We start from the raw sequence: 25,776 nt of genomic DNA, 5'->3' as shown, positions 1-25,776 counted from the left end.
ATGGGCACGCGCGTTGATCGCCGCTGGTGGATGCTTGTCGCCGTCTGCCTTGCCGTACTGGTGCTGAGTCTCGACTTCACCGTCCTGAACGTGGCCCTGCCCAGCATCTCGAGCTCGCTGGGCGCCAGCACCTCCGACCTGCAGTGGATCGTCGACGCGTACTCGCTGGCGATCGCCGGCGCGATGCTGCCCTCCGGCGCGATCGCCGACCGTATCGGCCGCAAGAAGGTCATGCTGGCAGGGCTCGGACTGTTCTTCGTCGCCTCGTTCGCCGCCGCGCTGTCGGAGACGGCGGGCCAGTTGATCGCGGCCCGCGCCGTGCTGGGTGTCGGGTCGGCGATCATCCTGCCGTTGACCCCGGCGCTTGTCATCACGACCTTCTCCGGCCGGGAACGCACCCGGGCCATGGCCGTGTTCACGGCCGCGGTCGGCGCCGGGATGCCGTTCGGGCCGATCCTCGGCGGCGTCCTGCTCGAGCGCTACTCGTGGAGTTCGGTCTTCTGGATCAACGTTCCGATCCTCGCGATCGCGTTCGTGGCCGGGCTGCTGCTGATCGACGAGTCGCGCAGCGAGACGCCGCGCCCGCTGGACGTCGTCGGCAGCATCCTGGCCGTCGTCGCCACTGTCGCTCTGGTGTACGGCGTCATCCGCGGCCCCGAATCGGGCTGGACGGATTGCCTGACCATCGCCCTGCTGATCGGCGCGGTGACAGCGATCGCGCTGTTCGTGGCCTGGGAACGGCACGTCACCCACCCGTTGATGACGTTCCGACTGTTCCGCATGCCGCAGTTCACCTGGAACACCGTCGCGATCATGATCGTCGCCTTCGCGCTCGCCGGTGTCATCTTCGTGGTCCCGCTCTACCTGCAGGCGGTGCGGGGCTTCGACCCGCTCGGCACCGGCCTGCGGATCATCCCGATGATGGCTGGCCTCCTGGTGTCCGGCGCCCTGGCCACCAGCCTGGACCGTAGGTTCGGCGGGAAGGTCATCGTGATCACCGGCCTGGTGGTGCTGGGCGCCGGGCTGCTCCTGCTGACACGGGTCGACGAAGCCAGCGAGTACGTGTGGCTGGCGGTCGGCCTGGCCGGCTGCGGGTTCGGCGTCGGCGCCGTGATGGCCACCTCCCTGGAGGCGGCTGTCGGCTCGGTCGGCGACGACGACGCGGGCAGCGGCTCGGCGGTGGTGAACACGCTGCGCCAGGTCGGTAGCGCGGTGGCGGTGGCCGCGCTGGGCAGCGTGCTGTCCGGCGTCTACCGGAAGGACCTCGCTCCGGCGCTCGGCGGTCTCCCGTCCGACGCGGCCGGCGCGGCGAAGGAGTCGGTGTTCGGCGCGGCCGCCGTCGCGGACAGGCTCGGACCGTCCGGTTCCGCGCTGTTGCGCTCCGCCCACCTGGCGTACGTCGATGGGATGTCGATGGTCATGTGGTGCTGCTTCGGCCTCGCCGTGGTCGGCGCCGCGCTCTGCCTGGCCTTCCTGCCGACACGCGAACCGCTCACGGCCGTGACACCGCACGATGACGACGAATCCCCGGCGCGTACCACCGCGCGGAGCAGACGTTAGGCTGCCACGGTATCCCGATGAATCCGCAGAATGAGCCCCCTGTGAGCGGTACTGACACGTCCCGGGCCGCGGGAACCGACTGGCGGCGCGCGAAACGCGAGCGCACCCGACGGCTGCTTCAGCAGAACGCCATGCGGCTCTTTCTGGAGAAGGGTTTCGACGCCACCACGGTCGAGGAGATCGCCGCCGCCTCCGGCGTCTCCCACATGACGTTCTTCCGCTACTTCCCCACCAAGGAGGACGCGGCGCTCGAGGACGACTACGACCCGATGATCGCCGACCTGATCGCCGAGCGTCCGGCCGAAGAGCCCGCCATCGACAAGATTAGGCACGCCCTCACGCACGGGCTCAACCAGCTCTACGACAGCGAACGCGACGTGCTGCTGGCCCGGATGCGGCTGGTCTACCGGACGCCCGCGCTGCGAGCCGGCACCGGGCAGCGGCGCGACGCCGACCAGCGGCTGCTCATCGCGGCCCTGGCGCCCACCGCCGGCGGATCCCGCGGCGAGCTGCACCTGCGGGTCGTGGTCGCGGCGGCCCTGGCGGCCGTCACGGAGGCCATCCGGTACTGGGCGGAGAGCAACGGCGCCGACGACCTGCGCCACCTCATCGACGAGGCCTTCGACGCGCTGCGCGCCGAGTTGACGTACGACGAGCCGGCCGACAGGCCCTCCGACTGACCGGCGCCGACCGGCTTCACGAGGACGACAGGCGCCGGGGCCGAGCCGCGCGCCACAGTGGTCAGCCGGCGAGCAGGTGCTTCTGCACCTTGCCCATCGCGTTGCGGGGCAGCGTGTCGAGGAACCTGATCTGCCGAGGCCGTTTGTGGACGGACAGCGTCCGCGCCACGAAGTCGACGAGCTCGGCCGCGGTGACCTGGTCAGCGACGACGAAGGCGGTCACTTCCTGGCCGAGGTCGTCGTCGGGCGTACCGACGACCGCAGCCTCACGAACGCCCGGGTGGGCCAGCAGCGCGTCCTCGACCTCACCCGCGCCGATCCGGTAACCACCGCTCTTGATCAGGTCGGTCGACCGGCGACCGACAAGTCGGTGCGCGCCGTCGGCTGACACGCTCGCGATATCACCGGTACGGAACCACCCGTCCCCGTCGAGCAGTCGGGCGGTGACGTCGGGTTTGCCCAGGTAGCCGTCGAACAGCATCGGCCCTCGAACCCACAGCTCCCCGATGGCCGTACCGTCGGCGGGTACCGGGTGTCCGTCGTCGTCGACGACCCGCGTCTCCGCCCCCGGCACCGGAGTGCCGACCATGCCGGGCCGGCGGGACGGGTCGTCGGCCCGGTTGCTCAGCGTGATCAGGGTCTCGGTCATGCCGTAGCGCTCGACCGGCCGGTGACCGGTGAGCTGACGCATCCGCTCGAACGACGGCGCGGGCAACGCGGCGCTGCCGGAGACCAGCAGCCGCGCCGAACTGAGGCGCGCGGCGGCCGCGGGCTGGGCGCAGATCCGCGACCAGACGGTCGGCACCCCGAAGTAGAGGGTGCCGCCGGCCTCGGCGTACGCCTGCGGGGTTGGTCGTCCGGTGTGGTGCAGTCGGCAACCCACCCGCAGTGCGCCGAGCACGCCGAGCACGAGACCGTGGACGTGGAACAGGGGAAGACCGTGCACCAAAAGGTCGTCGGGGGTCCAGGCCCAGGCGTCGGCGAGCGCGTCGATGCCGGCCTCCACGGCACGGTGCGACAGGACCGCACCCTTGGGCGCCCCCGTGGTGCCGCTCGTGTACATGATCAGGGCGGTTCGTTCGGGAGTCGGCTCCGGGTGTCGGGTGTCCGAGACGCGCCCCAGGTCGACCCGACGGACCGCGACCTGCGCCGGCTCGTCTCCCGTGCCGCCGAGCAGCAGCGTCGCCCCGGAATCGCGCAGGATGTGCTCCCTCTCCCGAGGCCCCGAGTCGGGCGGCACGGGGACGACGGCAGCCCCGCTCAGCAGCGCGCCGACCACCCCCACCACGGTCTCGGCGGTGGCGGCGGCGTGCACGGCGACGACCGGTTCGCCGTGCAGGTCGTCCGCCACTGCGGCGGCGCATCCCAGCAGACGCTCGGCGGACATCGCCACCGGACCGACCCGGACCAGGTCGCCGACGGTAGGGGTGGAACTGGCGAGACCGGCGAGCAGGCGCATGGGCCGAGGCTACGCCGGATGTGACACGTACAGAACTGTGCGTGCGTGCCCGAGCGACCTCCTGCGGGCGTACGTCGCTCAGCCGCCGTCCAGCGCGGAGGCGATGGTGGCCGGGGCCTTCAGGGGTGCGAGCTGGTCCTCGCCCAGTCCGTACCGCTCGGCGAGGTACGCCGGGTCCTGCCAGGTGACCAGCGAGCCGGGCTGGCCATCGTCGCGCACCATTATTCGCATCGGCAGGTCGATGGCGATCTCCGGATGGGCCTGCATGAGCGGGGTGCCCGCCTGCGGGTTCCCGAAGATGACGACCTGCGTGTCCGGCATGCTCAGCCCGACCTTGCGAGCGGCCGCCGCGTGGTCGACCACCGCCGCCACCGCCGCGCCCGCGCGTTCCGCCTCGGCCCGCAGCGCCGCGACCGTCTCGCCGACATCGCGGGCGCTCCGCCTGGTGACCAACCCGTCGTTCACGCCCGACCCCCGCTCACCGTGGCATCAGCGAATCCATCTCATCGTGCCGGCAACCGAGGCGGCCCGGGGAGGATTGCGGCAAACAGCCCCTGGTTCGCGACAGGCGTGGCGCCCGACCCCCGATGCGCGCGCGTGTCAGGACGGGCGGAGTCGCTCGCGGAGCCAGGCCCGATCGGGGTTCACCACGGCCTGACCGCCGAGCACGACGGTGGGCACGGTCTCGTTGCCGCCGGTTATCGCCCGCACGGCGGCGGCACCCGCCGGATCGTGCCAGATGTCCACCCAGTGCGCCCGCCGGGCGAGCCGGCCAAGCGAGAACCGGAGGTGAAGGCAGTAGCGACAGCCGGGGCGCCAGTACACGATCGGCTGCCCGTCCGCCGCGCTGGCCCGTTGCGCCATGGCCGCGCCCACCGAGCGGGGAAAGGCCCACGGCGACAGCAACAGCGCCAGCACCAGGAAAATCAGGAACTCGACGCCGCCGACCACGGGTAACCCGGCCCGCAGCTGGGCCACCAGGACCACCACGCCGCAGGTCGCCGTCACGATCGCCAGGGTCCATCGCCGCGCCACGTCGGGGACACTACCGCCGGACGAGCGGAGACGCGTTCTCCCCTACCCGCCCGGAACCCCGGATCGCGCCGCCGAGATCGCGCGGACGCGGTGCCGAGTCCGGTTGACGACTCACACGTATCACCAGATGCGAATGCGTGAGTGCATGGCTACTATGGGTCAGCAATCCAGAGGGAAGGGGGGTCGTGTCGGCGTGCGAAGTCCCGTCAACGGAACCGCGACGATGTCTGCGCCAGACCGATCGGCTCCGCTCGTGGCCGGCCGACTGCGCAGGCTCGCCCGGCGAGTGGTGCTGATCGCGGCTGCCGTCGGTGCCGGTTTCCTGCTGGCCGCCCTCTTTCAGGAGCCGGCCGCCGCCGACGGGATACACAGCCACCCCGGCGACGAGCCTCATCGGCAGCTCCGCGCTCTGGTCGAGCCGATCGCGCGGCTCACGGTCGCCGAGCGTTCCGAGGGTGCGCGCCCGCGTGTCGTACGGGCCGACAGAACCCGCCATGACCGGCTTCGTGCCCCGCTGGCAGGGGCCATCGGCAGCGTCGTCGCGCCCCGTGACCTGACGCCCCCGGCGGTGCCTCGTCGGTCGACGAACGCATCGCGCGGGTCCGTGCCGCTGCCTCGGGTCGGCGCCACCGTTCCGTCCGGCACCGCCGAACGCACACAGCTCCGGCCCGCCTCACCGGTACCCGTGACTCATCGTCCCGCTCGCCGTGGGCGCCCGTCGCGGCCGGCCGCCGGCCCGGAACCGCGGCCGGTCCCCTCCACGGCCGACACACCCGCGCTGCCCGTACCGGCCGGTTCTCTCGCGGCGGGCCTGATCACCGCCCCACTGGCGCACGTCGTCGACATCGTGCGCGCGGTGCCGATCCAGTCGACCATCATCGCGCTCGTCCGTGTCACCGACGCTCTTCTCCCGCCCGCTCTCCGGGCGGTGATCCCGCCGGCCGCACCTCCGCTGGCTGCTCCCCGAGCGCCCGGAACGGTCGACGTTCCGGTGACCGGCTCGCCACCGGCGGCGGCCGTGCCGACATCATCGGCGCCGCCACCCGTCCGCGCCGCGTGCGGGGCGGTACGCCCCACGGCGGCCCCGTCTGCGGCCGCGCCGCTGCCGATGTTCGTCGCCGGCCCCGCGCGTTCCGCGGCCTCGACGGGACACGCGGCCGTGCGCTCCGCCCCGTTGGCGGTGGCCGCCGACCATCCCGTCCGACCCGTCGCGCCTGTCGACGAGGATGCCGCCAGCGTCGACAACGGATCGACGCCAGTCCCCGGTCTGATCCGGCCGGTCGACCGGCAGTCCCCCCTCGGCACCGGGGTCCCCTGCGCACTCGTGCCACTCCTCGTCGAGAGCCGCGCTCCGTCCGCGATCGCCCGCCCGGGCTGAGGCGGATCGACCGCCCCGGGTGGTCGGCCGACACAATCGGCTCCGTCCGCTGGCCTGGTCGATCAGTGCCCGTGCCCGTCTGCCATGACGGTGTGCCGCGGGCCCATGCCTGTCCGTCCGTCGCGCACGATCGCCTGAGCAGCCCGTGGACGTTCCGGGTTCGGTGGCCGGTGTGACGCGTACCTGAGATCGGAGAAACGTGGTGATCCACGTTGTCGTCGCCGAGGACATGGGTTTACTTCGCGGTGCGCTCTGCGCCGCGCTGTCAGGTGAGGAGGACATGAAGGTGGTCGCCGACGTCGAGGGTGTCGGCGAGTTGTTGACGGTGGTCCGCAGGTGCAGACCCCAGGTGGTGGTGCTGGCGCTGACACCGGAGTCGCCCGACCCGGTGGAGGTGGTCGCCCGGATCAGCGACGAGGCGCCGCACGCGGCCGTGCTGGCCATGAGCCCTCGGTGGAGTCCTGCCCTGGTGGAGGCCGCGCTGGCGGCCGGTGCACGCGGGCTGGTCGGAAAGGACAGCTCCCTGGTGGAGCTGGTGCGGGCGATCCGCGCGCTCGCCGCCGGCGAACGGGCGATCGACCCGGCCGCCGCGGTGGCGGTGCTGAGCCCTCCGGAGGTCCCGTTGACAGCGCGGGAGATAGACGTGCTGCGGATGGCTGCCGAGGGTCTGCCCCTGAAGGAGATCGCGGCCCGCCTCTTTCTGGCACACGGGACGGTGCGCAACCACCTGTCGGTGATCCTGCGCAAGACGGGAGCTCGCAACCGTCTGGAAGCGGTGTGGCGCGCGCGAAGTAACGGCTGGTTGTAGCCGGCGGGGGCGGGGCCTGCAGAGGTGTCCGGGCCCGCCCCCGTCACCGTGCGGACCCCGTGGATGCGTGTTTGAATATTGACGTTGTGTGATCGCCATTCATCGGAGTGCGGGAAGGTTCATCGTGATCCGTACCCTGCTCGCCCTGGACGGTGCCCTGGTACTGGGCGCGCTGTCGCTCGTCCTCGCGGCCGAGGACGACATCCATGTCGTGGCGGAGGTGGATCGCGGCGACGCGGTCTCCGCGGCCGTCCGCGCCCAACGCCCCGATGTGGTGGTGGCCGACCTCGACGTCGTCGAGGGAGTCGACCCGAGCCGCCTCGGCCGGTGCCCCGTCCTGGTGCTGGCCCACCCCCACCGGGCACGGCGCCTGCGGGGCATGCTCTGCCCGACCCGGACGGTCGGCATCCTGCGCCGCGACGCGGCCCCCCAGCGGGTCATCGAGGGGATTCGCCGGCTCGCCCGCCGCGAGCCGGTGCTCGACGCGGATCTCATCGTGGCGGCGCTGCGCTCGGACGGGCCGCTGACCAGTCGCGAGACGGAGGTGTTGACGCTGACCGCGGCGGGGGCGCCGGTCGCGGAGGTGGCCGCGTCGCTCGGGCTCAGCCGGGGCACCGTCCGCAACCATCTCGGTCGAATCACTCGCAAGGTGGGTGCGCGCACCCGGGTGGAGGCGGTGCGGATGGCAGGCGAGGCGGGCTGGATCTGATGGCGGCGTCGGCTCGGGCGGGGGAGTTCAGCCCCGCCGTGCCGCCGCCGTCCGGGGCCGCGCCACCGGATCGTCCCAGCAGCCGACGAGCTCCCGGTAGGTGGCCGAGCGGGCCATCAGCTGCTCGTGCGTTCCCACCATGGGCTCGTCGCCGCCCAGGACCAGCACCCGATCGGCCCGCAGCGCGGAACTGATCCGGTGCGCGATTACCACGAGGCTGCCGGGTCGCCGGGCGAAGGCACTCTCGACCGTCGCTTCCAGCGCCGGGTCCAGGTGACCGGTCGCCTCGTCGAGGAGCACCAGCGGTGCGGGTGCCAGCCAGGCCCGGACCGCCGCGACGAGCTGCCGTTCCCCGGCGGACAGCAGAGCCGGCGCGACAGGCGCGTCCAGACCGCCCAGGCGGGTCGCCAGGGAACGCGCGCCGAGCGCGTCGAGGGCAGCCTCCAGCCGGTCGGCGTCGGCGTCCGGCCGCAGGTAGCGGAGATTGTCGGCGAGGCTGCCGGTGAAGACGTACGCCTCCTGCGGCACCAGCACCCGCATCCGGGCCAGGTCTGCCGGCGCGACGTCGGCCACCGTGACGCCGACCAGGTGGACCGTGCCGACCTGCGGCGGCACCAGACCGGCCAGCAGGGCGGCGAGCGTGGACTTGCCCACGCCGCTCGGGCCCACCAGGGCGAGGTGCTCCCCGTCGGCAAGCGTCAGCGAGAAGTCCTCCAGCACGGGCCGGGCGCGCGGGCCGTACCCGAAGGTCAGTCGGCGAACCTCGACGGCCGGTGCGCGGCCGGCCGGACCGGTCGGCGGGCGGACGGGCGCTGGCCGGCTGGCGGGAGTGGGCAGGTGGGGTCCGTCGGGCGCCGAACCGGCCCGCAGGATGTTCTCCAGGGTGACCACGTACCGCAGCCCACCGCCGCCGAGGCCCTGCACCAGCGTGTGCAGGGCCGGTTGCAGGCCGGTGGAGACGTAGATCAGCGCACCCAGCACCGCGCCCGCCGTCAATCCGCGTTCGACAAGCCACGGAGCTGCCGAGAGCAGCACGACCAGCGGCAACCAGCCGCCGATGCCGAGGCTGAGGCTGCGGATCACCGCCATCCGCGCGAGGGTACGTTCGGCGACGGCCTGCGCCGACACTCGCCGCTCCACCTCGGACGTGACCCGTGCCTGCGCGCCGCAGGCGACCACGTCGCGGTGACCGGCCAGCGCGGTCGACGCCGACTGGCCGAGCTGCTCACCGGCCCGGACGTACGCGCGTTGGTGCCCGACCATCGACGGCAGCGCGGCGAGGAACACGACCAGGCCGGCGAGCAGCGGCGCGGCGGCCAGCGCCGCCACCACCGGCGCCAGGGCGAGAAGGCCGAGCAGGGCCGCGCCGGCGGAGAAGAGAAAACCGCGGGTCACCATCAGCAGGCCGGCGAAGGTGTCGCGGACGATCTCCATCTGGTGGGTCAGCCGGGTCACCGCTGCGCCGTCCGGGCGACCGCCCGCTCGGGTGGCGTCGCGCAGCGCACCCCGGACCACCTGGGCGGCCACCTCGTCGCGGAACGGCTCGACCACGGCACCCAGGCTCCGGTACGTCCGGCCGGTCGCCGCCGCGCCGACCATTACGGCGACGGCGAGGACCGCCAACCACGCCAGGCCGGTGAGGAGACGTCCGGCCAGAAATCCCTCGTCGACGGCGCGGGCGACCAGGAGGCCGGCGAGCAGTGCGGGCAACGACTCGACGAGCGACCAGCCGCAGAGCCGGGCGAGGTCGCGCCGGCGGGCCCGCAGCGCCCGCCAGGTGACCCGCCGTACGCTTAGACGGCTCACGACCCGCCGCCGGCCGGCTGGAAGACGGCACGGTACTCCGGGTCGGCCCAGAGTCGCCGGTGCGGCGCCAGGCCGCGCAGCCGACCACCGTCCAGCCAGGCGACGAGGTCGGCCGCCGCGGCCGCCGCGCTCCGATGGGTGACCACCAGTCGGGTACGCTCGCCGCCGCGTCCGAGGACCGCCTCGGTGATCCGGTGCTCGGTAGCGGTGTCCAGACTGGATGTGGCGTCGTCCAGGATCAGCAGCCGCTCGGCGGCGAACGCCCGAGCCAGGCCGAGGCGCTGCGTCTCGCCGCCGGAGAGCGGTGTGTCCACCAGCGGGGTGCGGTAGCCGTCGGGCAGGCGGTCGATCACGTCGGCGACCGCCGCCAGGTGGGCTGCGCGTCGGACGGCAGGCGTGGCCGGGTCCGGACCGGCCGGCGGCGTCGCCGAGTCGACCGGCAGCGCCAAGCCGATCGCGTCGTGCACGGTGGCGCCGATCAGCACCGGCTGGTCGAAGGCGTAGCCGACGGCTCGGCGCAGCGCCGAGCCGTCGAGGTCGCGCAGCGGCACACCGTCGAGTCGCACCTCACCGCCGTCGGGGTCGTGCAGCCGTCCCGCCACGGCGGCCAGGGTCGACTTGCCGGCACCGGACGCGCCGACGACCGCCACTGTCGCGCCGGCCGGCACGTCCAGGTCGATGCCGTCCAGGATGGGTCGGCCGTCGTCGGCGTACACGCGTACGTCACGCAGGCGCAGGGCACCGCCGCCGGGTGGAAGGGGCCGGTCGCCCGCCGGCGCGACGGGTTGGTGCAGCAGCTCGGCGACGCGGGCCGCTCCCGCACGGCTGCGTACCAGGTGGTTCAGGGTGGCGAGCACCGCGCCGAGCCCGGCGCCCATGGCCGCGTACCGGACCGCGGCGACCAGTTGGCCCGGCGTGAGCCAGCCCGCGGTCAGGGCGTACCCGCCGACCGCGACGACGCTCAGGTGCAGTAGCGGCGCCACGGCGGAGGTGCGCGCGCTCGCCCGGGCCAGCAGGTCCCAACCGCGCGCGCCGTGCCGACCCAGCTCCGGCAGGTCCGCCAGCACCCGGTCCTCCTCGCTGCGGGTGGTGGCGGCGGCCGCGATGGTCCGGGCACCGCCCAGCGACTCCAGCAGTCGACCGGCGATGGCGCCGAGCACCCGTTGGTATCCGGCGGTCACGGCTGAGGCGTCGACAACGAAGGCGCGCATGAGGACGGCGAGCAGGCAGAGGCCGGCGAGCAGGGTGATCCCCAGGACCGGCTCCATGATGGCCAGCGCGATGACGCTGCCGAGTGGCGGGAGCACCGCCACGACGGCCAGGACCACGGCGTTGCCGGCCTGGCCGGCGTCGGCGGCCTGGCCGACCAAACGGCCGACGAGGTCACCGACCGGGTACCGGCGGGTGACGCGAACGTCGAGCGCGAACAGGTGACGCAGCAGGTGCCGGCGCAGTCCGGCGGTGGCGCGTGCCGCCCCGTACCCGCTGGTCAGGTCCGTGAGGGTGTCGACGCCGATGAGGACGACCACCAGGCCACCGGCGAACACCGCCCACCAGGCGGCGCCGCCGGTGAGGGCGGCGTCCACGGCGCGGCCGAGGGTCGCGGGTAGCACCAGTTCGGCGGCCGCGCCGAGCAGCGCGACGGCGGCGAGTCCACCGGTCCAGCCGCCGCCGGCCCGGGCCGTCCGCCGCAGCAGCCGGTCCCCCGTGGCGAACGTCGGCATGGGTCCTCCCCTGGGTACGCCGCTGCCCTGGGTGGGCACGTCTACCCACCCAGGGCGTGTACGGCGGATCAGTTGCAGGTCGTGACGGAGAGCGAGCTGTCGCCGCAGAGCAGCAGGCTCGCCCGGCTACCACCGCCCGTGCGGTCGGCCGGAGCCATCTCCAGGCCCTGGAGGTCCAGAAGCGCCATGTCGTTCACCTCCCTTCCATCCGTTCGCCGATCACTTCGCCCCCGCTGTCGCGAGGGAGTCTCTGCGCGCCCGGTAGGGGCGCGAGGAAGGGCAGCACCGGCGGCTGGTCGTGCTGCGCGCAGGCCAGCGCGTAGAGCACGCCGGCGGTGCCGGTGCCGAAGTCCATGGAGAGCCGCAGCAACTGCTCGCCGGGGAAGGCGGTTCCGTCGCGGTACGGCAGCGCGTGCCAGGCCAGCCGGTCCCGCTGCGCGCGGAGTTCCCGGCGGTCGGCCTCGTCGGTCGAGGCGGCGAGGTAGGCGATGATGCCGGCCCGGCCGGCGAAGAGCCCGGACTGCGCGTAGAACGGTGACCGTGCCGCGCGTCGGATCCCCGCGCTCGCCTCGGCGAAGCGGTCGTCGGCGCGGTGGCGCAGGTACTGGTCGAGCACCAGCCCGATACCCACGCTGCCGTGCGCCAGGTACGGCATGGTCCGCCAGCCCTCGTTGACCTCCAGGGCGCCGTCCGGGCGCAGCACGCACCGGCGCAGATCCTGGCGCAGCGCCGTGGCGGCGTGTCCCAGCAGTTCGTCGTCACCGCTGAGCTCGTAGAGCCGCAGCAACATCAACGCCGGGCCGGTCCGGCCGCGCAGCAGTCCGGCGTACGGGTTACGTCCGCCGCTGACATCCGGACCCGGGTCGTCGGCGAGTTGACCGATCACCCGTTCGGCGGTCCGCCACGCGGCGTCGCGCAACGACGTCTCCCCGGTCCGCGCGGCCAGCTCGGCCAGGTTGAGCGCGATCCCGGACAGGCCGCTCGCCAGGCTGTGGTCGAGCCCGTCCAGTGGTTCCCGCAGGCAGATGTCCAGCACGTCCAGCGCGTCCTGCCGGCGTCCGAGATGATCCAGGGCGTACGCGACGCCGTGCAGCCCGTCATAGAAGCCGCAACGGGTGCCGGACGCAGGCGCTGTCGCCCGCCGCACCAGCCAGTCCTCGTGGTCGGGCCACCGCCCGCCGCCGCTCCTGTCGAGCGCGTACAGCACACCCGCCGCCCCGTGGGCGAGGTTGAGACCGCCGCTGCGGAACTGCTCGATGTCACCGGGGAAGAGCCTGTCGTCGCGATCGGGGGTGGCGCTCGCCAGGATCGCCGTGGTCAGTCGGTCCCGCGTGGTCGGCCAGTCATCGGTGGCGTAGGCCCCTGCCGGGTCCGCGATCGGGACGGCACCGGTGATCTCCTCGACCGCCGGGTCGAGGAAGGACCTCGGCACCGGGAAGTTCGCGGCGATGATGTCGGCCAGGTGGGCCACCTTCGCCGGGGCGAGCCGGACCAGCTGGGTCAGGGGCAGGAACAGCGCCAACCGCAGGCACGCCAGGGCGTACCTGTCGACGGCCGGGCCGCTCCGGTCCCTCGGTGCCGCGAAGCCCTGGTTCCGCAGCCCGGGTCGGCGGTGCCCGGTGATCGGCGCGGCCACCTCGAAGTCGACAAGGGCGACGCGGTCGTCCGGCCGGATCATGATGTTGAACAGGTGCAGGTCCCCGTAGACCAGACCGCGCTCGTGGATCGCCGCGACGACGGACTCGACCTGCTCGTAGGTCTGCCGGGCCCAGCGGGCGTACGCCTCCCGGTCGTCGTCCGTCGCGTCGGCGTCGATGAGCGGATACCTGTCGACGAGCACCTTGTTCAGGGGCCGGCCCTCGATGAACTCGAGCGCGAGGAAACGGTGCTCGCCGAGGGTGAACTCGTCGTGCACTCGCGGCACCTGCGGCAGGTCGGCGAGTTGCCGCAGGGCGTCGGCCTCGCGGGCCAGCCGGGCGACGGCGTCGGTGCCGTCGGCGTCCAGGCCGGCGTGCGGCCGAGCCTCCTTCAGCACCACCTCGGTGTCGGTCCGCAGATCCCGGCCTACGTAGAGCCCACCGCCGTTGGAGAAGTGGATCACCCGCTCGATCCGGTACGGCACCTGATCGGTGCTGGTTCCGCTGCGGGCGGCCACGTGCGGGCCGAGGAAGTCGGGCAGGGTGACCCAGGCTGGTACGTGGAAGACGGGCTCGCGGCGGTCCGGCACCAGCGTGCCGGAGTCGTCCTCGATCGCCGGCACCACCTGGCCGTCGGGCGAGTGGCAGTAGCGAGCGGCGAAGCCCCCGTAGCGCACGTGGACCGGGCCGTCGCCGTAGCGGAGGTCACTGAGGATGTACGGGCCGGTTTCGCCGGTGAGCAGTTCGTCGAGCTCCTTGCAGACCAGCTCCAGCTCCGCGTCGTCACTGGGGTAGACCGTGATGAACTTGCCGCTGGCGGCCCGCGCGGCGTACTTGGAGTTGCGCAGCAGCAGCGTGCGGGGCCCACGGAGGAACTTGAAGGACAGGCCGCGGGGGACGCAGTAGTTCCAGACGGCGTCCAGCACCCGCTCGGCGTTCGCCAGGCCCGCCGAAACGTGGATCTTCCAGCCCTGCTGCGGAAGCGAACCGCCGTCCGGCGCGTAGATCAGCCAGTCGTCGAGCGGCTCACGCCGCCAGCCGGTCGGGATCGGCCGGTCGGCGGCCGGAAAGACGGGCTGTGCGACGGCGCTGCCGAGCGAGTCGTAGAACAGCCGGTCCGCGGCGCAGTAGCTGTCGTAGCGTTCGTCCACCGTCCTGCCCCTCTCGAACTCGGCCGGCCGTTGTTCCGGCGTTGAATCGAGTCTCATCGACGGAGTGGGGTGGGCTCCAGTGCGCTAAGTCACCGACTGCAATGCGGGGCGCATCGGCGGCCCATGACATAAGTCAGGGTCACCTCGACCAGGTGTGGGGTGCCGCCGAGCGGCCCGGCACTCCGAGGAGACCGCCGACCGCTCTGCCGCGGTGACGACTCGACAAGCCGCCTGACCTTGGACTTCTCCACCCCGTCCAGTTACGCACAGCGTTCACCCGCTCACCGAACTGCTTGTCCTTGACCCCCGCGACGGGCGGAACTTAGACTCCCGTCATTGTTAGCGTTAACAGTCGCGTCACTCGATCGAAACCAAACGGCTAAGCACCACCGGAGCCACCGTCACTCTCAGTGGCGACGCGACACGCCAGTGCCGACCGGGCCAATGGGACCGCGACGGCGCGTACCACCACCACCCAGGAGGACGAGACCATGACGAACGAGCAGAACGAGCCGGTACGCGGCGAGCGACGACTGGTGAGCCGGAGAACCATCCTGACGACGATGGGTGCCGTGCCTCTCGCGACTGTCGCGACTGTCGCGGGGGCCACGGAAGCCTCGGCCGCGGCGGCGAGCATCAACCTGTCGGCGCAGCGGCAGACGATCCGCGGCTTCGGTGCGATGGCCCACGCCGCCTGGATCGGCGACCTCACCGCCGCCCAGCGCGAGACGGCGTTCGGCACCGGCGAGGGCCGACTGGGGTTCAGCCTGCTGCGGATCCCCGTCAACGAGAACCAGGCGGACTGGAGCGCCGACCTGGCGACGGCGCAGCGCGCGGCCGAGCTCGGGGTGACCGTCTTCGCGTCGCCGTGGAACCCCCCGGCCAGCATGATCGAGACCTTCACCCGCGGCGGTCAGACGAACGCGAAACGCCTCCGGTACAGCTCGTACGGCGCCTACGCCCAGCACCTGAACAGCTTCACCACCCACCTGCGCAACAACGGGGTGAACCTGTACGCCATCTCGGTGCAGAACGAACCCGACTACGCGTCGGAGTGGACGTGGTGGACGTCCACGGAGATGGTCCGGTTCCTGCGGGAGAACGCCGGCTCGATCAGCACCAGGGTCATCGCTCCCGAGTCCTTCCAGTACGTGAAGTCCATGTCGGACCCGATCCTCAACGACTCCACGGCCCTCGCCAACGTGGACATCATCGGGGCGCACCTCTACGGCACGTCGTACTCGAACTTCCCCTACCCCCTGTTCAAGCAGAAGGGCGCGGGCAAGGAACTCTGGATGACGGAGGTCTACTACCCGAACAGCAACACCAACTCCGGCGACGCCTGGCCGGAGGCCCTCGACGTGGGCGAGCACATCCACCACGCCATGGTGGACGCCGAGTTCCAGGCGTACGTCTGGTGGTACCTCCGGCGCAGCTACGGGCCCATGCGGGAGGACGGACAGATCAGCAAGCGCGGGGCCATGATGGCGCACTTCTCCCGGTTCGTCCGCCCCGGGTACGTACGGATCGACGCGACGGCGAACCCGGCGTCGAACGTCTACGTCTCGGCCTACCGGGGCGGGGACACCGTCGTGGTCGTCGCCGTCAACAAGAACACCTCGTCGGTGAGCCAGCAGTTCACCCTGTCGAACTCCACCGCGTCCGGCAGCGTCTCGAACTGGCTGACCGACGGGAGCAGGACCGTCGCGCCCCAGGGTGCGCTCACCATGTCGAACGGCTCCCTCACCGTCACACTTCCCGCGCGGAGCGTGATGACCTTCGTGGCCAACGTGAGCGGCGGCGGCAGCACCCCCACCGGGGACACCTACAAGCTGGTGAACGTCGACACCGGCGTGGTCCTCGGCGTACAGAACATGTCCACCGCCGATGGCGGGCTGGCCGTGGTGTGGGGCGACACCGGCACCGCCGACCACAACTGGGTCCGGGTCACCGACGGCAGCGCGTTCCGGTTCCGCAACGCCAACAGTGGCAAGGTTCTCGGCGTCGAGAACATGTCGACAGCCGACAACGCCCGTGTCCTGCAGTGGAGCGACAACGGCACCGCCGACCACCGCTGGACCCTGGTGGCCAACAGCGACGGCTCCTACCGCATCCGCAACGTCAACAGCGGCAAGGTGCTCGCCATCCTCAACGGCTCCAGCACCTGGGGCACGCAGGCCGTCCAGTACACCGACAACGGCAGCACCCGCAACAACTGGCGCCTGGTGCAGGTCGGCTGACCATTGCACGGCTCCGGGCCGACCCCACCCGGCCGGCCCGGAGCCGTCGCCACGCCACAGCGGGCGGGCCTCAGCCCGACGGCTGCTCCTTCGTCAGGTGCAGCAGCCACCCCTCGCCGGTGCGGATGAGCGCGTAACGCCGGTGACCGGTACGCCCGTGCAGCGTGAACAGCATGCGCCGCTCGGTGCGGTCGTGCTCCTCCCAGGTGCCGATGTCGGCTATCGACTTGTCGGCGTCGGTGTAGGTGAGGTGATCGAGGTGGTGATCCGGCACCTCGATCGCGAGCCGGTTGTCGCGAGGGCTGTCCGGCAGGCCACGGGGAACGGCCCACGAGCGCAGCACCCCGTTCTCCTCGAGCCGCAGGTCGAAGTGCGGTCGTGGTTTGCGGTGGTGGTGCAGGACGAAGGCCGGGTCCACCCTTGCCATTGTCGGCGATCTCCGGCCCGGCCGCCGGTCCGGTGGGAATCAGGCCCGTCTCCCGATCCCCACCGGTCGGTGTGGCGCGCCCTCAGCCCAGGTACTTCTCCCACGGGCCGGTGATGGCCAGGGTGAGGCCGGGGTCCTGCATGTTGACGAAGAGCACCTTGCCGTCGGCCGTGAAGGTCGGCCCGCAGAACTCCGAGTCGTTGAGCTGGTTGCGGGCGATCGGGTACGTTGGCCCGCCCGGGATCGTGCTGAGCACGTGGGAGGCGCCGGTGCCGTCCTCGGCGAGCACCAGGCTGCCCCACGGGGTGACTGTCACGTTGTCGGGGCCGTCGAAGGTGAGGTCGGTGTACCTGACCGGCGCGCCCTCCTCGGAGGCCTTCTGGTGCGGGAAGTACGTCACCAGCTGGATGGTCTGCGTCCGGAAGTTGTAGAACCAGACCATGCCGTCGTGCGGCGCGGCGTCGGCCGGCAGGTCACCGTCGTCCCAGGCGTACGAGTTGACCACGTACACGCCCTCGTCGGTGGCCCACACGCCCTCGAACTTGCGGCCCCGGGTGACCTGGCCGGCGGTGAACTGCTCGCGGACGGACGTGGTCCGCGCGTCGCGGTCCGGCACCTCGATCCACCGCACCGGGAAGGGGCGGCCCAGCTGGGCGGAGGTCAGGTAGGCGACGTCCGGCAGCACCGAGCCGTCGTCCATGATGATCTGCATCGCGGCGAGGACACCGGCGTTCGGCGCGAGGCGCGTCAGCACGCCGGGGCCCAGCTTGACCCCGGACGGGGCGGTCCAGCGGTAGAAGAGACCGTTGGGCTCGTCCGCGTCCTCGGAGAGGTAGACGTGGGTCCGGTCCTTGTCGACCGCCACGGCCTCGTGGGAGTAGCGGCCCAGGCACTTGATCGGCCGAGGGTCGGCGCTGCCGTCGGCCCAGACCTCGAAGACGTACCCGTGGTCCTTCTGGAAGACGCCGGTGCGGCCGCCCTCCTCCCACGCGTCGCCGGCCCGCTCCTCGGCCTCTTCGCAGCTCAGCCAGGTCCTCCAGGGGGTCGGCCCGCCGGCGCAGTTGGAGATGGTGCCGGAGAGCGCGACGAACTCGCCCAGGTTGCGACCCGCGCGGTCCGTCCTGATCACGGTGCAACCGCCGGCGTCGACGGCGCCCGCGTCGTAGACCGTGCCCTTGACGTGCGGTACGCCGAACTCGGCGCCCGGGTCGATCTCGTGGTTCTGGATGAGGGTGTAGCGGCCGTGGCCGGCGTCGTAGACCGCCATGCCGTCGTGGTCCGACGGCGTGGTCCCCTGATCGCGGTCGAGTCGGGTGACACCGGTGCGCGTGACCACGGTGTAGCTGAAACCCTCGGGCAGGGCCAGGATCCCCTTGGGGTCGTCCACGAGCGGCGGGAAGGGCACGTGACCACCCTGCACCGGCGGATGCGGCCGAGCGGGGCTGGCCTGCGCCAGGGACGGCAGGCCACCGGCGACGGCGAGGCCCACACCGGCGGCGGCACCGCCGGCGAGGAAGGTACGACGGGAGGAAGGCACGCGGATCAGCTCCTGGTCAAGGCAAGTGCGACGGCCGACAGCCAACTCCCGCCGACGGACACCGACACATCACCTCGGGGGTCGCACGGTGACATCGAAGTGAAGAATCAGGGTCGCGCCACCGGTGCCCGCTCCCGCCTCACCCGTGTGCGCGCTACGTCGTCCAGTCCTCGGTTGACGTGAACGGGACCGGCGCGGGCCGCCGCACCGCAGTCGTCAGCTCGATCCGCCGGCCTTCGGCCGCCGACCGGAGCAGGGCGGTCATCGTGTCGAGCACGTGCAGCGCGACATCGCCGCCGGCCCGCGGTGGACGCTGGCGGTCGGCCCGGATCAGGTCAAGCAGACCGATGCCACGGGCGGCCCCGGCGTAACCGGCTCGGGGTTCGAGGGCCTCCCACTCGGTGCCGCCGAGCGCGCGAAGGCGGACCGTACCGTCGAAGGTGTTCGGGTCGGGCACGGCGATCGTGCCGGTCTCCCCGTGCACCTCGATGGGCGCGGCCGTCGTCGCGACGCCGTCGAAGCTCGTGGTGATGGTGGAGAGAGCGCCGTCGGCGTGTTCGAGCACGCCTGTGACGTGGGTGTCCACCTGCACCGCGATCGGCTCGCCGATGCGTGGGCCCGAGCCGATGACGCGCTCGGCGCGCAGACGGCTGGCGGCGCCGACCACCGCGCGAACCGGCCCGAGCAGGTGGATGAGCGCCGAGAGGTAGTACGGCCCCATGTCCAGCAACGGACCGCCGCCCGGGGCGTAGTAGAAGTCGGGGTGGGGATGCCAGCGCTCGTGCCCCGGCGTGACCATGACGGCCGTCGCGGACATCGGGCGTCCGATGAGCCCGCCGTCGATCGCCGCCCGCGCCGTCTGCGTACCCGTGCCCAGGACGGTGTCCGGCGCGCAGCCCACACGGACGCCCGCCGCCGTGGCCCGTTCGATGATCGCTTGACCGTCCGGGAAGGCCACGGCAAGCGGCTTCTCGACGTACACGTTCTTGCCCGCGTCGATCGCGCCGAGCGAGATGTCGGCGTGCGCCGCGGGGATCGTGAGGTTGAGCACCGTCTGCACGTCCGGGTGGGCGAGCAGACGCTCGACGCTCAACGCCTCGCTGCCCGCGATCGTGGCGGCGGCCGCGGCCGACCGGGAGGCGTCGAGGTCGGCCACCGCCGCGATGTGCACCGCCGGGTGGCTCGCGAGCGTGTCCAGGTAGGCGCGGGAGATGACCCCGATACCTACGATGCCGACGCCGTGCGGGTCGCCCACACCATTCCCCTCTCGATGACGGTACGGACGGCCGGGTGCTCCAGCACGTCCAGGCTGTGGCCCGGAGTGGCCACGACAACACGCCCGGCGCCCCAGCGTCGGGTCCAGATCGCCGGTGAGGTGACCGGTCGGTGCCACGGTTGCCACGCCTGCGTCGGGTGGGTGGTGACGGCCAGGACGTCGATCAGGTCGTCGTGCAGCACCCAGTACTGCTCGGTGACCAGGTCGAAGTCCTCGATTCCCGTGGTGATCGGGTGCTCCCGGCCGAGGTCGGTCACGCACACCGTGTGCGGCAGGAAATTGTCCTCCGCGCCACCGTGCCGCTCGCAGGGCTCCTTACCCGGATGGGTAGCGAACTGGCCGCCCACCAGGTGCAGGTACTCCGAGGACGCCCGGAACGCGTCCACGATGCCGCCGTGCCAGCCGGTGAGGCCCGTGCCGGCGCTGACCGCCGCGCTCAGGCCCGCCGACTGGGCCGCGGTGATCTCTCCCATCGTCACGCACTGCACGACGAGGTCGGTGGCGGCCAGCTCGGCGGCATCGGCGTAGATCTCCGTCGACTCCTCGACCCGTACGGCATAGCCGCTGTCGCGGAGGAAGGGGATGAACAGGTCCGTCGCCGCGACCGGTTGGTGCCCCTCCCAGCCGCCCCGAACCACAAGTGCTCTCGGCTGTGCCACTCGCGCTCCCTCCCCCGGTCCGTCGCCGCCGGGCCGGCCACTGCCGCCCGGCGACGTGCCGCCGACACCGGTGCTCGTCGAGCACCCACCGGCGACGATCACGACCATTGTGTCCACGGCGGCGGGAGGCTGACAACGAGCGGACACCGCGGCTCGTGGTCTTGCGTCGTATGGCCGATTGTCCACACTGAACGCCGTCGATACGGTGAGCCACGTGTTCGGGGAGGCCGTACAGGAGCTGCGGCGGCACAGCGCGCTGACGCAGGAGGATCTGGCCGCGAAGACGGGGCTGTCGGTCCGGCATCTCCGGGACCTGGAGGCGGGACGGATCGCGCGGCCGCGACCCGCGACGATGCTGCTGTTGGCAGACGCCTTCGGCCTACGGGGCGTGCGACGGGACCGGTTCCTCGCCGGTACGCCGACGCCGGCCCTCACCAGCGGTGTTCCGGCGCAGTTGCCCGCGGACGGCTTCGGTTTCGTCGGCCGAGCGGGCGCGCTGGCTCGGCTCGACGAGATCCTGGCCCGGGCGGTGGATCAGCCGACCGCCATGGGACTCGCGATGGTCTCCGGCACGGCCGGAGTGGGTAAGACCGCGCTCGCGGTGCACTGGGCGCACCGCGTCGCCGCGCAGTTTCCCGACGGTCAGCTCTACGTCAACCTCCGCGGCTTCGACCCGGGCGGCGTCCCGGTCAGCCCGAGCACGGCGCTCGCCGGATTCGTCAACGCCCTCGCAGGCCCGGGTGACCGTCCGGCGACCACCCTGGACGAGCAGGTGGCGCGTTATCGCAGCCTGCTCGGCGGCCGCCGGGTGCTTGTCGTCCTGGACAACGGCGGTGACGCCGACCAGGTACGCCCGCTGCTGCCGGGCGCGCCGGGCTGCTTCGTCCTCGTCACCAGTCGCGATCAGTTCCTGGGTCTGGTCAGCGTGAACGGCGCCCATCCGCTCACCCTGGACGTCCTGTCCGGTGGGGAGTCCCGTGAACTGCTGACCCGACGCCTCGGCGCGGAGCGCGTGACCGCCGAGCCGGATGCCGTGGACGCGATCGTCAACGCCTCCTCCGGTCTGCCCCTGGCGCTGTCCGTGGTGGCCGCCCGGGCCGCCATCAACACCGGTTTCCGCCTGCTGGAGCTCGCGGCGAATCTGCGCCCGGTGTCCGGGCGCCTGGACGCCTTCGACGGCGGCGAGCCCGTCACCAACCTGCGGCTGGTCATGTCCTGGTCGTACCGGACCCTCGACGCGCACACCGCCCAGCTGTTCCGGCTGCTCAGCGTTCACCCGGGCCCCGACTTCGCCGTCGCGGCGGCGGCCAGCATCGCGGGGAGCACGCCCGCCCAGGCCCACCGGCACCTGACCGAGCTGACCCGGGCTCACCTGCTCAGCGAGCACCGTCCCGGGCGATTCACGTACCACGATCTGCTCCGCGCGTACGCCGCCGAGTTGACGGCTGCCGAGGACAGCGAGGCGAATCGTCACGCCGCCCGTTCCCGCCTGCTCGACCACTACCTGTCCGTCGCGTACGCCGCCGACGAGCTGCTCTATCCGCAGCGGGACCGGCTGCCTGTCGACCCGCCGGGCCCCGGGGTCGCGCCGGTGCCGCTCGACGATCGTGACCAGGCCATGTGGTGGTTCGCCGACGAACACCAGGTGCTGCTCTCGGCCCTGCGGCTGGCGGGCGACCACGGCTTCGACCGCCACACGAGTCACCTCGCCTGGGCGATCACCACCTACCTCAACCAGGGCGGCTACTGGGAGGACTGGACCAGCAGCCTGCAGGGGGCGTTGTCAGCGGCGGTCCGGCTGGCCGACGACCGGGCCGAGGCGTACGCCCATGGGGTGCTCGGCTTCGCCGACATCTCACTGCACCAGTACGACGACGCGCGGCGCCACCTGGAGCTGGCGTACGACAGGTACCGGCGCCTGGGCGACCTCGCCGGGCAGGCCCGGGTCGAGCTCAACCTCGGGTGGATCCGCGACCGGGCCGGCCAGCCCGCGGAGGCGCTCGGCCACGCCCGGGAGGCGCTGCGCCTGCACCGGCAGGCCGGACACGTCACCGGCCAGGCCTTCGCGCTCAACGCGGTCGGCTGGTCGCACAGCCAACTGGGTGACCACCACGCCGCGATCGAGAGCTGCGAACAGGCTCTCGCCCTGTTCAGGTCGGTCGACAACGTACTCGGCCAGGCGATCACCTGGGCCAGCCTCGGGCACGCCCACCTTCAGCTCGACGCGTCCACGGAAGCGGTCACCTGCTTCGAGCACGCCGTCCGCCTACGCCGCGACATCGGTCACCGACGGCTGGAGGCGGACGCGTTGATGAGCCTCGGCGACGCCCACCTGGCCGCCGGTGACGCCACCTTGGCCCGCTCGGCCTGGCAGCGGGCGCTGGACATCCTCCTGTCGCTGGGCGAGGCCGACACCGGCGTGCTCGACGCCAAGCTCGCCGCGCTGGGCTGAGAAGCCCCGAAGTGCCGGTCAATCTCCGGTCCGGCTCCTGTCCGCGCTGCGTGGTGGACGAAACGATTGTGGGGCAAGCCGCGCGCCCAGCGTTGCGCGTGCGACCCACACCTCGACCAGGGGGTTCCCATGCTCCGACATCTCCTGCGCCTCGGCCTCAGCGCCGTGCTCGCCGTCACCACCGTGGGCGGCGCGGTGGCGATCTCCTCGCCGGCCCAAGCCGCCCTGCCGCACTGCAACGGCGCCGGCGTCTACACCTCCACCTGGTCCGGCGCCCGGGGCGCCACGGCCTGGATCCCGGCGTACGTCAGCAGCACCATCAACTTCAACTGCCTGCTGATCCGCGGCGACCACAGTTCCGGCGTCGGTGAGCTGCAGCGGACGCTGACGGGGATCTACGGGAGGTACCTCGGCCCCAACGGGGTCGACAACGACTTCGGCGGCTACACCCAGAGCGCGCTGCGCAGCGTCCAGGCCGACATCGGCATCTCGGCCGACGGCGAGTACGGGCCGCAGACCCGCGACAACCTGTGCTGGCGGTGGACGGGCAGCGACAACTCGTGCATCTGGCTCAACAACAACCACTGAGGACGCGCGGGGCGCACGGACGGGGGGCACCCCGCACGCGACCGCCTCGGCTCCGGCCGGGGCGGTCGTCTCTGCCCGTACGACGATCGAGGACGAAACCAAGCGCATCGACAGGAAGCGATTGACTGAGCGTCCGTTGTGCCTCTATAACGTGGTACGGGTGCCACCCGACGCCCACCGCCCGCGCGCCTCGGGCTCGGCCGCACGGCCCGCGGCGACCCGCCCCTGGGAGACGGCATGACACGTCAGATCCCCGCCCGCCCCGCCCTGCCCCTGCTGCTCATCCTCACCCTCGTCGTCGGCGTGTTCGCAGCACCCGCCCGACCGGTGCGGGCCGCCCCGGCCAAGACGCCGCCACTGACCACCCCGTGGACCAGCCAGGCGCTGGCCGGGACGCCCCTGCCGGAGTACCCGCGACCGCAGATGACCCGGCCGGACTGGCTGAACCTCAACGGCGAGTGGCAGCTACGCCAGGCCGCCACCGACGACGCCCCGCAGTTCGGCACCGACCTGCCCGAGCGGGTCAACGTGCCCTTCCCGGTCGAGAGCGCGCTCTCCGGCATCCAGCGGGCCGCCACCGACAACCGCAACTACCTGTTCTACAGGCGTACCATCACCGTTCCGCCGAGCTGGTCGGGCCGGCGGACGCTGCTGCACTTCGGCGCGGTCGACTGGCAGAGCACGGTCTGGGTCAACGGCGTCCGGGTCGGTGCCCACACCGGCGGCTACGACGCCTTCACCTTCGACGTGACCCCCCAGCTCAGCGCCGGCGCCAACGAGATCGTCGTCAAGGTCTGGGACCCCACCGACACCCGGCAGAACGGCAGCCTGCCCCCGATCGGCAAGCAGACCAAGCAGCCCGGCGGGATCTTCTACACCCCCAGCTCGGGCATCTGGCAGACCGTGTGGATGGAGCCGGTGCCCACCGCCTCCATCAGCAGCGTGGACGTCTATCCGAACCTCGCCGCCAACACCCTGCGGGTCCGGGTCTTCACCCGGGGAGACGTGAGCGGCCACAGCGTGTTCGCCGAGGCGTTGAACGGAAGCACAGTCGTCGGATCGGCCACCGGCGGCTTCACCGACTTCAGCGTGCCGGTGCCCAACGCCCGCCGCTGGTCCCCCGACGACCCGTTCCTCTACAACCTGCGGGTCCGTCTGCGCAACGCAAGCGGCGCGACCGTCGACCAGACCGGCCACTACTTCGGCATGCGGGAGATCACCACCGGCCTGGTCAACGGGGTGCTGCGACCGAAGCTCAACGGCCAGTTCGTCTTCCAGGTCGGCACCCTCGACCAGGGCCTCTGGCCCGACGGGCTCTACACGGCGCCGACCGACGCCGCTCTCGCCTTCGACCTGCGGAAGCACAAGGACCTGGGCTTCAACATGGTGCGCAAGCACATCAAGGTCGAACCGCAGCGCTGGTTCTACCACGCGGACCGGCTCGGCCTACTTGTCTGGCAGGACATCCCGTCGCTGACCGCGCAGAACATCGACCCCACCGATGCCCAGCAGGCGCAGTTCGAGGCCGAGGCACGCGAGATCGTCGACGAGCACCGCAGCTCCCCCGCTGTCGTCGCCTACACGCCCTACAACGAGGGCTGGGGCGAGCGCGCCCTGGCCGACACCCGCCGCGTCGCGCAGACCATCAAGAACCAGGACCCCACCCGGCTGGTCAACCCGCACAGCGGACACAACTGCTGCCAGTCCCTCGGTGACCCCGGCAACGGCGACATCGACGACTGGCACGCCTACCTGGGTCCGGACTCACCCTCGCCGTCGAGCAGCCGGATCGCGGTGCTCGGCGAGTTCGGCGGCCTGGGTCTGCGCACACCGGGCCACGAGTACAGCCCGAACGGGCAGTTCTTCGCCTACGAGTGGCAACCCACCTCCGCTGCGCTCACCGACCGGTACGTGGGGCTGGTGGAGGGTGCGCAGAACCTGATGCTCGGCAAGGGTCTGAGCGCCTCGATCTACACCGAGATCGCCGACCAGGAGGGGGAGTTGAACGGCTTCCTCACCTACGACCGGCAGGTGGTCAAGATGGACCAGGCCCGCGTCCGCGCGGCCAACACGGCCCTTGTCAACGCGTCCAGGACGATCGGTAGCTCCGCTCCCGTCGCCCTGCCGGTCAACACACGGCGGTCGTTGCAGGTGACCACCCCCGGCTACACCAACCGGTACCTGCGCCACCAGAACAGTCTGGCGTACACCGAGGTGGTCGACGCGGGCAGCTCGGCGCTGCTCAAGAACGACGCGACGTACACCATCCGGCCGGGCCTGGCCGACGGCGCCTGCTACTCCTTCGAGTCGGTCAACTATCCCGGTCAGTACCTGCGGCACCAGGATTCCCGGGTCCGCAACTCGCCGAACGACGGGTCGGCGCTCCTGCGGGCCGACGCCACCTGGTGCGCTCGCGTGGGGCTGACCGGAAGCGGCGTCTCGCTGGAGTCGTACAACTTTCGCGGCAGGTACCTTCGGCACTACAACTCGGAGGTCTGGCTCAGCAACGGCACAGGTGGCGACGCCTACAACAGGCCCACCCTCTGGGCGGCCGACAGCACCTGGAACATCGCCTCCCCCTGGGCACCCTGACAGCGGCGGATCGTGTTCTGAGCAACGGTGCGGGCCGGCCGAGAGCGGCCGGCCCGCA

The 25,776-nt window shown here is 72.0% G+C and carries 21 protein-coding genes; 9 read left to right on the top strand and 12 right to left on the bottom strand.

Annotation, left to right across the window (positions count from 1 at the left end):
• Positions 1 to 1,560, top strand: coding sequence for an MFS transporter (locus AB0K10_RS15935; RefSeq protein WP_363683979.1), 1,560 nt, complete (start codon positions 1 to 3; stop codon positions 1,558 to 1,560).
• Between the two features lie 41 nt (positions 1,561 to 1,601).
• On the top strand, positions 1,602 to 2,240 hold the full coding sequence (locus AB0K10_RS15930; protein WP_363683977.1) for a TetR family transcriptional regulator: 639 nt from the start codon (positions 1,602 to 1,604) through the stop codon (positions 2,238 to 2,240).
• A gap of 61 nt (positions 2,241 to 2,301) precedes the next feature.
• Here the strand turns inward: AB0K10_RS15930 and AB0K10_RS15925 are convergent, their stop codons facing one another.
• From AB0K10_RS15925 to AB0K10_RS15910, 4 genes are all read right to left on the bottom strand, one after another.
• The gene (locus AB0K10_RS15925) at positions 2,302 to 3,699 is read right to left on the bottom strand and encodes an acyl-CoA synthetase (protein ID WP_363683975.1); all 1,398 of its coding nucleotides are present in this window, start codon (positions 3,697 to 3,699) and stop codon (positions 2,302 to 2,304) included.
• Between the two features lie 78 nt (positions 3,700 to 3,777).
• Positions 3,778 to 4,164, bottom strand: a complete 387-nt coding sequence (locus tag AB0K10_RS15920; RefSeq protein ID WP_363683973.1) for a DUF302 domain-containing protein — start codon at positions 4,162 to 4,164, stop codon at positions 3,778 to 3,780.
• A gap of 135 nt (positions 4,165 to 4,299) precedes the next feature.
• Positions 4,300 to 4,734 (bottom strand): glutaredoxin domain-containing protein, encoded by a 435-nt coding sequence (locus AB0K10_RS15915; RefSeq protein WP_363683971.1) that lies wholly within the window; start codon positions 4,732 to 4,734, stop codon positions 4,300 to 4,302.
• 10 nt (positions 4,735 to 4,744) lie between these two features.
• Positions 4,745 to 5,230 (bottom strand): hypothetical protein, encoded by a 486-nt coding sequence (locus AB0K10_RS15910; protein WP_363683969.1) that lies wholly within the window; start codon positions 5,228 to 5,230, stop codon positions 4,745 to 4,747.
• A gap of 360 nt (positions 5,231 to 5,590) precedes the next feature.
• Between AB0K10_RS15910 and AB0K10_RS15905 the strand changes: the two genes are divergently transcribed.
• The 3 genes from AB0K10_RS15905 (at position 5,591) to AB0K10_RS15895 (ending at position 7,629) form a co-directional block, all read left to right on the top strand.
• Entirely contained in the window at positions 5,591 to 6,112 is a 522-nt protein-coding gene (locus AB0K10_RS15905; protein ID WP_363683967.1) for a hypothetical protein, read from the top strand.
• Positions 6,113 to 6,314: 202 nt separating this feature from the next.
• Entirely contained in the window at positions 6,315 to 6,920 is a 606-nt protein-coding gene (locus AB0K10_RS15900; protein WP_363683965.1) for a response regulator transcription factor, read from the top strand.
• Between the two features lie 124 nt (positions 6,921 to 7,044).
• Entirely contained in the window at positions 7,045 to 7,629 is a 585-nt protein-coding gene (locus AB0K10_RS15895) for a response regulator transcription factor (protein ID WP_363683963.1), read from the top strand.
• Between the two features lie 27 nt (positions 7,630 to 7,656).
• On the opposite strand, the gene AB0K10_RS15890 is transcribed toward AB0K10_RS15895, so the two are convergent.
• From AB0K10_RS15890 to lanKC, 4 genes are all read right to left on the bottom strand, one after another.
• Positions 7,657 to 9,435 (bottom strand): ABC transporter ATP-binding protein, encoded by a 1,779-nt coding sequence (locus AB0K10_RS15890; protein WP_363683961.1) that lies wholly within the window; start codon positions 9,433 to 9,435, stop codon positions 7,657 to 7,659.
• Entirely contained in the window at positions 9,432 to 11,159 is a 1,728-nt protein-coding gene (locus AB0K10_RS15885) for an ABC transporter ATP-binding protein (protein WP_363683959.1), read from the bottom strand. The genes AB0K10_RS15890 and AB0K10_RS15885 overlap by 4 nt, the downstream gene beginning before the upstream one ends.
• A 68-nt stretch (positions 11,160 to 11,227) precedes the next feature.
• Complete coding sequence (locus AB0K10_RS15880; RefSeq protein ID WP_013734295.1) at positions 11,228 to 11,347, bottom strand: SapB/AmfS family lanthipeptide; 120 nt, start codon at positions 11,345 to 11,347, stop codon at positions 11,228 to 11,230.
• 5 nt (positions 11,348 to 11,352) lie between these two features.
• On the bottom strand, positions 11,353 to 14,004 hold the full coding sequence (gene lanKC / locus AB0K10_RS15875) for a class III lanthionine synthetase LanKC (protein WP_363683957.1): 2,652 nt from the start codon (positions 14,002 to 14,004) through the stop codon (positions 11,353 to 11,355).
• A gap of 434 nt (positions 14,005 to 14,438) precedes the next feature.
• On the opposite strand from lanKC, the gene AB0K10_RS15870 reads away from it, so the two are divergent.
• Positions 14,439 to 16,187 carry an RICIN domain-containing protein gene (locus tag AB0K10_RS15870; protein WP_363684257.1) on the top strand — a complete coding sequence of 583 codons (1,749 nt, stop codon included), beginning with the start codon at positions 14,439 to 14,441 and terminating at the stop codon, positions 16,185 to 16,187.
• A 70-nt stretch (positions 16,188 to 16,257) separates the two neighbouring features.
• Here the strand turns inward: AB0K10_RS15870 and AB0K10_RS15865 are convergent, their stop codons facing one another.
• The 4 genes from AB0K10_RS15865 to AB0K10_RS15850 all read right to left on the bottom strand — a co-directional run bounded on the left by AB0K10_RS15865 (position 16,258) and on the right by AB0K10_RS15850 (position 20,086).
• Positions 16,258 to 16,614, bottom strand: coding sequence for a DNA polymerase ligase N-terminal domain-containing protein (locus AB0K10_RS15865; protein WP_363683955.1), 357 nt, complete (start codon positions 16,612 to 16,614; stop codon positions 16,258 to 16,260).
• Between the two features lie 82 nt (positions 16,615 to 16,696).
• Entirely contained in the window at positions 16,697 to 18,151 is a 1,455-nt protein-coding gene (locus AB0K10_RS15860) for an alkaline phosphatase PhoX (protein ID WP_363683953.1), read from the bottom strand.
• A 154-nt stretch (positions 18,152 to 18,305) separates the two neighbouring features.
• Positions 18,306 to 19,406 (bottom strand): Gfo/Idh/MocA family oxidoreductase, encoded by a 1,101-nt coding sequence (locus AB0K10_RS15855; RefSeq protein WP_363683951.1) that lies wholly within the window; start codon positions 19,404 to 19,406, stop codon positions 18,306 to 18,308.
• Positions 19,376 to 20,086 (bottom strand): ThuA domain-containing protein, encoded by a 711-nt coding sequence (locus AB0K10_RS15850; RefSeq protein ID WP_363683949.1) that lies wholly within the window; start codon positions 20,084 to 20,086, stop codon positions 19,376 to 19,378. The genes AB0K10_RS15855 and AB0K10_RS15850 overlap by 31 nt, the downstream gene beginning before the upstream one ends.
• 214 nt (positions 20,087 to 20,300) lie before the next feature.
• Between AB0K10_RS15850 and AB0K10_RS15845 the strand changes: the two genes are divergently transcribed.
• The 3 genes from AB0K10_RS15845 (at position 20,301) to AB0K10_RS15835 (ending at position 25,718) form a co-directional block, all read left to right on the top strand.
• Positions 20,301 to 22,538 carry a tetratricopeptide repeat protein gene (locus tag AB0K10_RS15845; protein WP_363683947.1) on the top strand — a complete coding sequence of 746 codons (2,238 nt, stop codon included), beginning with the start codon at positions 20,301 to 20,303 and terminating at the stop codon, positions 22,536 to 22,538.
• A gap of 129 nt (positions 22,539 to 22,667) precedes the next feature.
• Positions 22,668 to 23,126 carry a peptidoglycan-binding domain-containing protein gene (locus AB0K10_RS15840; RefSeq protein WP_363683945.1) on the top strand — a complete coding sequence of 153 codons (459 nt, stop codon included), beginning with the start codon at positions 22,668 to 22,670 and terminating at the stop codon, positions 23,124 to 23,126.
• Positions 23,127 to 23,363: 237 nt separating this feature from the next.
• Positions 23,364 to 25,718 carry an AbfB domain-containing protein gene (locus AB0K10_RS15835; RefSeq protein ID WP_363683943.1) on the top strand — a complete coding sequence of 785 codons (2,355 nt, stop codon included), beginning with the start codon at positions 23,364 to 23,366 and terminating at the stop codon, positions 25,716 to 25,718.
• Positions 25,719 to 25,776 lie beyond the last annotated feature (58 nt).

Origin of the sequence: Micromonospora sp. NPDC049274 (assembly GCF_040678875.1) — a bacterium.
Classification (GTDB): Bacteria; Actinomycetota; Actinomycetes; order Mycobacteriales; family Micromonosporaceae; genus Micromonospora.
The sequence above is the reverse complement of the archived record's forward strand: the minus strand, read 5'-3'. Positions and strand labels throughout refer to the sequence as shown.

Coding starts and splice junctions, on each gene's coding strand:
- AB0K10_RS15865 (WP_363683955.1), bottom strand. CDS start 16,614: ATGGCAAGGGTGGACCCGGCCTTCGTCCTGCACCACCACCGCAAACCA.
- AB0K10_RS15925 (WP_363683975.1), bottom strand. CDS start 3,699: ATGCGCCTGCTCGCCGGTCTCGCCAGTTCCACCCCTACCGTCGGCGAC.
- AB0K10_RS15835 (WP_363683943.1), top strand. CDS start 23,364: ATGACACGTCAGATCCCCGCCCGCCCCGCCCTGCCCCTGCTGCTCATC.
- AB0K10_RS15870 (WP_363684257.1), top strand. CDS start 14,439: ATGACGAACGAGCAGAACGAGCCGGTACGCGGCGAGCGACGACTGGTG.
- AB0K10_RS15885 (WP_363683959.1), bottom strand. CDS start 11,159: ATGCCGACGTTCGCCACGGGGGACCGGCTGCTGCGGCGGACGGCCCGG.
- AB0K10_RS15840 (WP_363683945.1), top strand. CDS start 22,668: ATGCTCCGACATCTCCTGCGCCTCGGCCTCAGCGCCGTGCTCGCCGTC.
- lanKC (WP_363683957.1), bottom strand. CDS start 14,004: ATGAGACTCGATTCAACGCCGGAACAACGGCCGGCCGAGTTCGAGAGG.
- AB0K10_RS15910 (WP_363683969.1), bottom strand. CDS start 5,230: ATGGCGGGTTCTGTCGGCCCGTACGACACGCGGGCGCGCACCCTCGGA.
- AB0K10_RS15880 (WP_013734295.1), bottom strand. CDS start 11,347: ATGGCGCTTCTGGACCTCCAGGGCCTGGAGATGGCTCCGGCCGACCGC.
- AB0K10_RS15935 (WP_363683979.1), top strand. CDS start 1: ATGGGCACGCGCGTTGATCGCCGCTGGTGGATGCTTGTCGCCGTCTGC.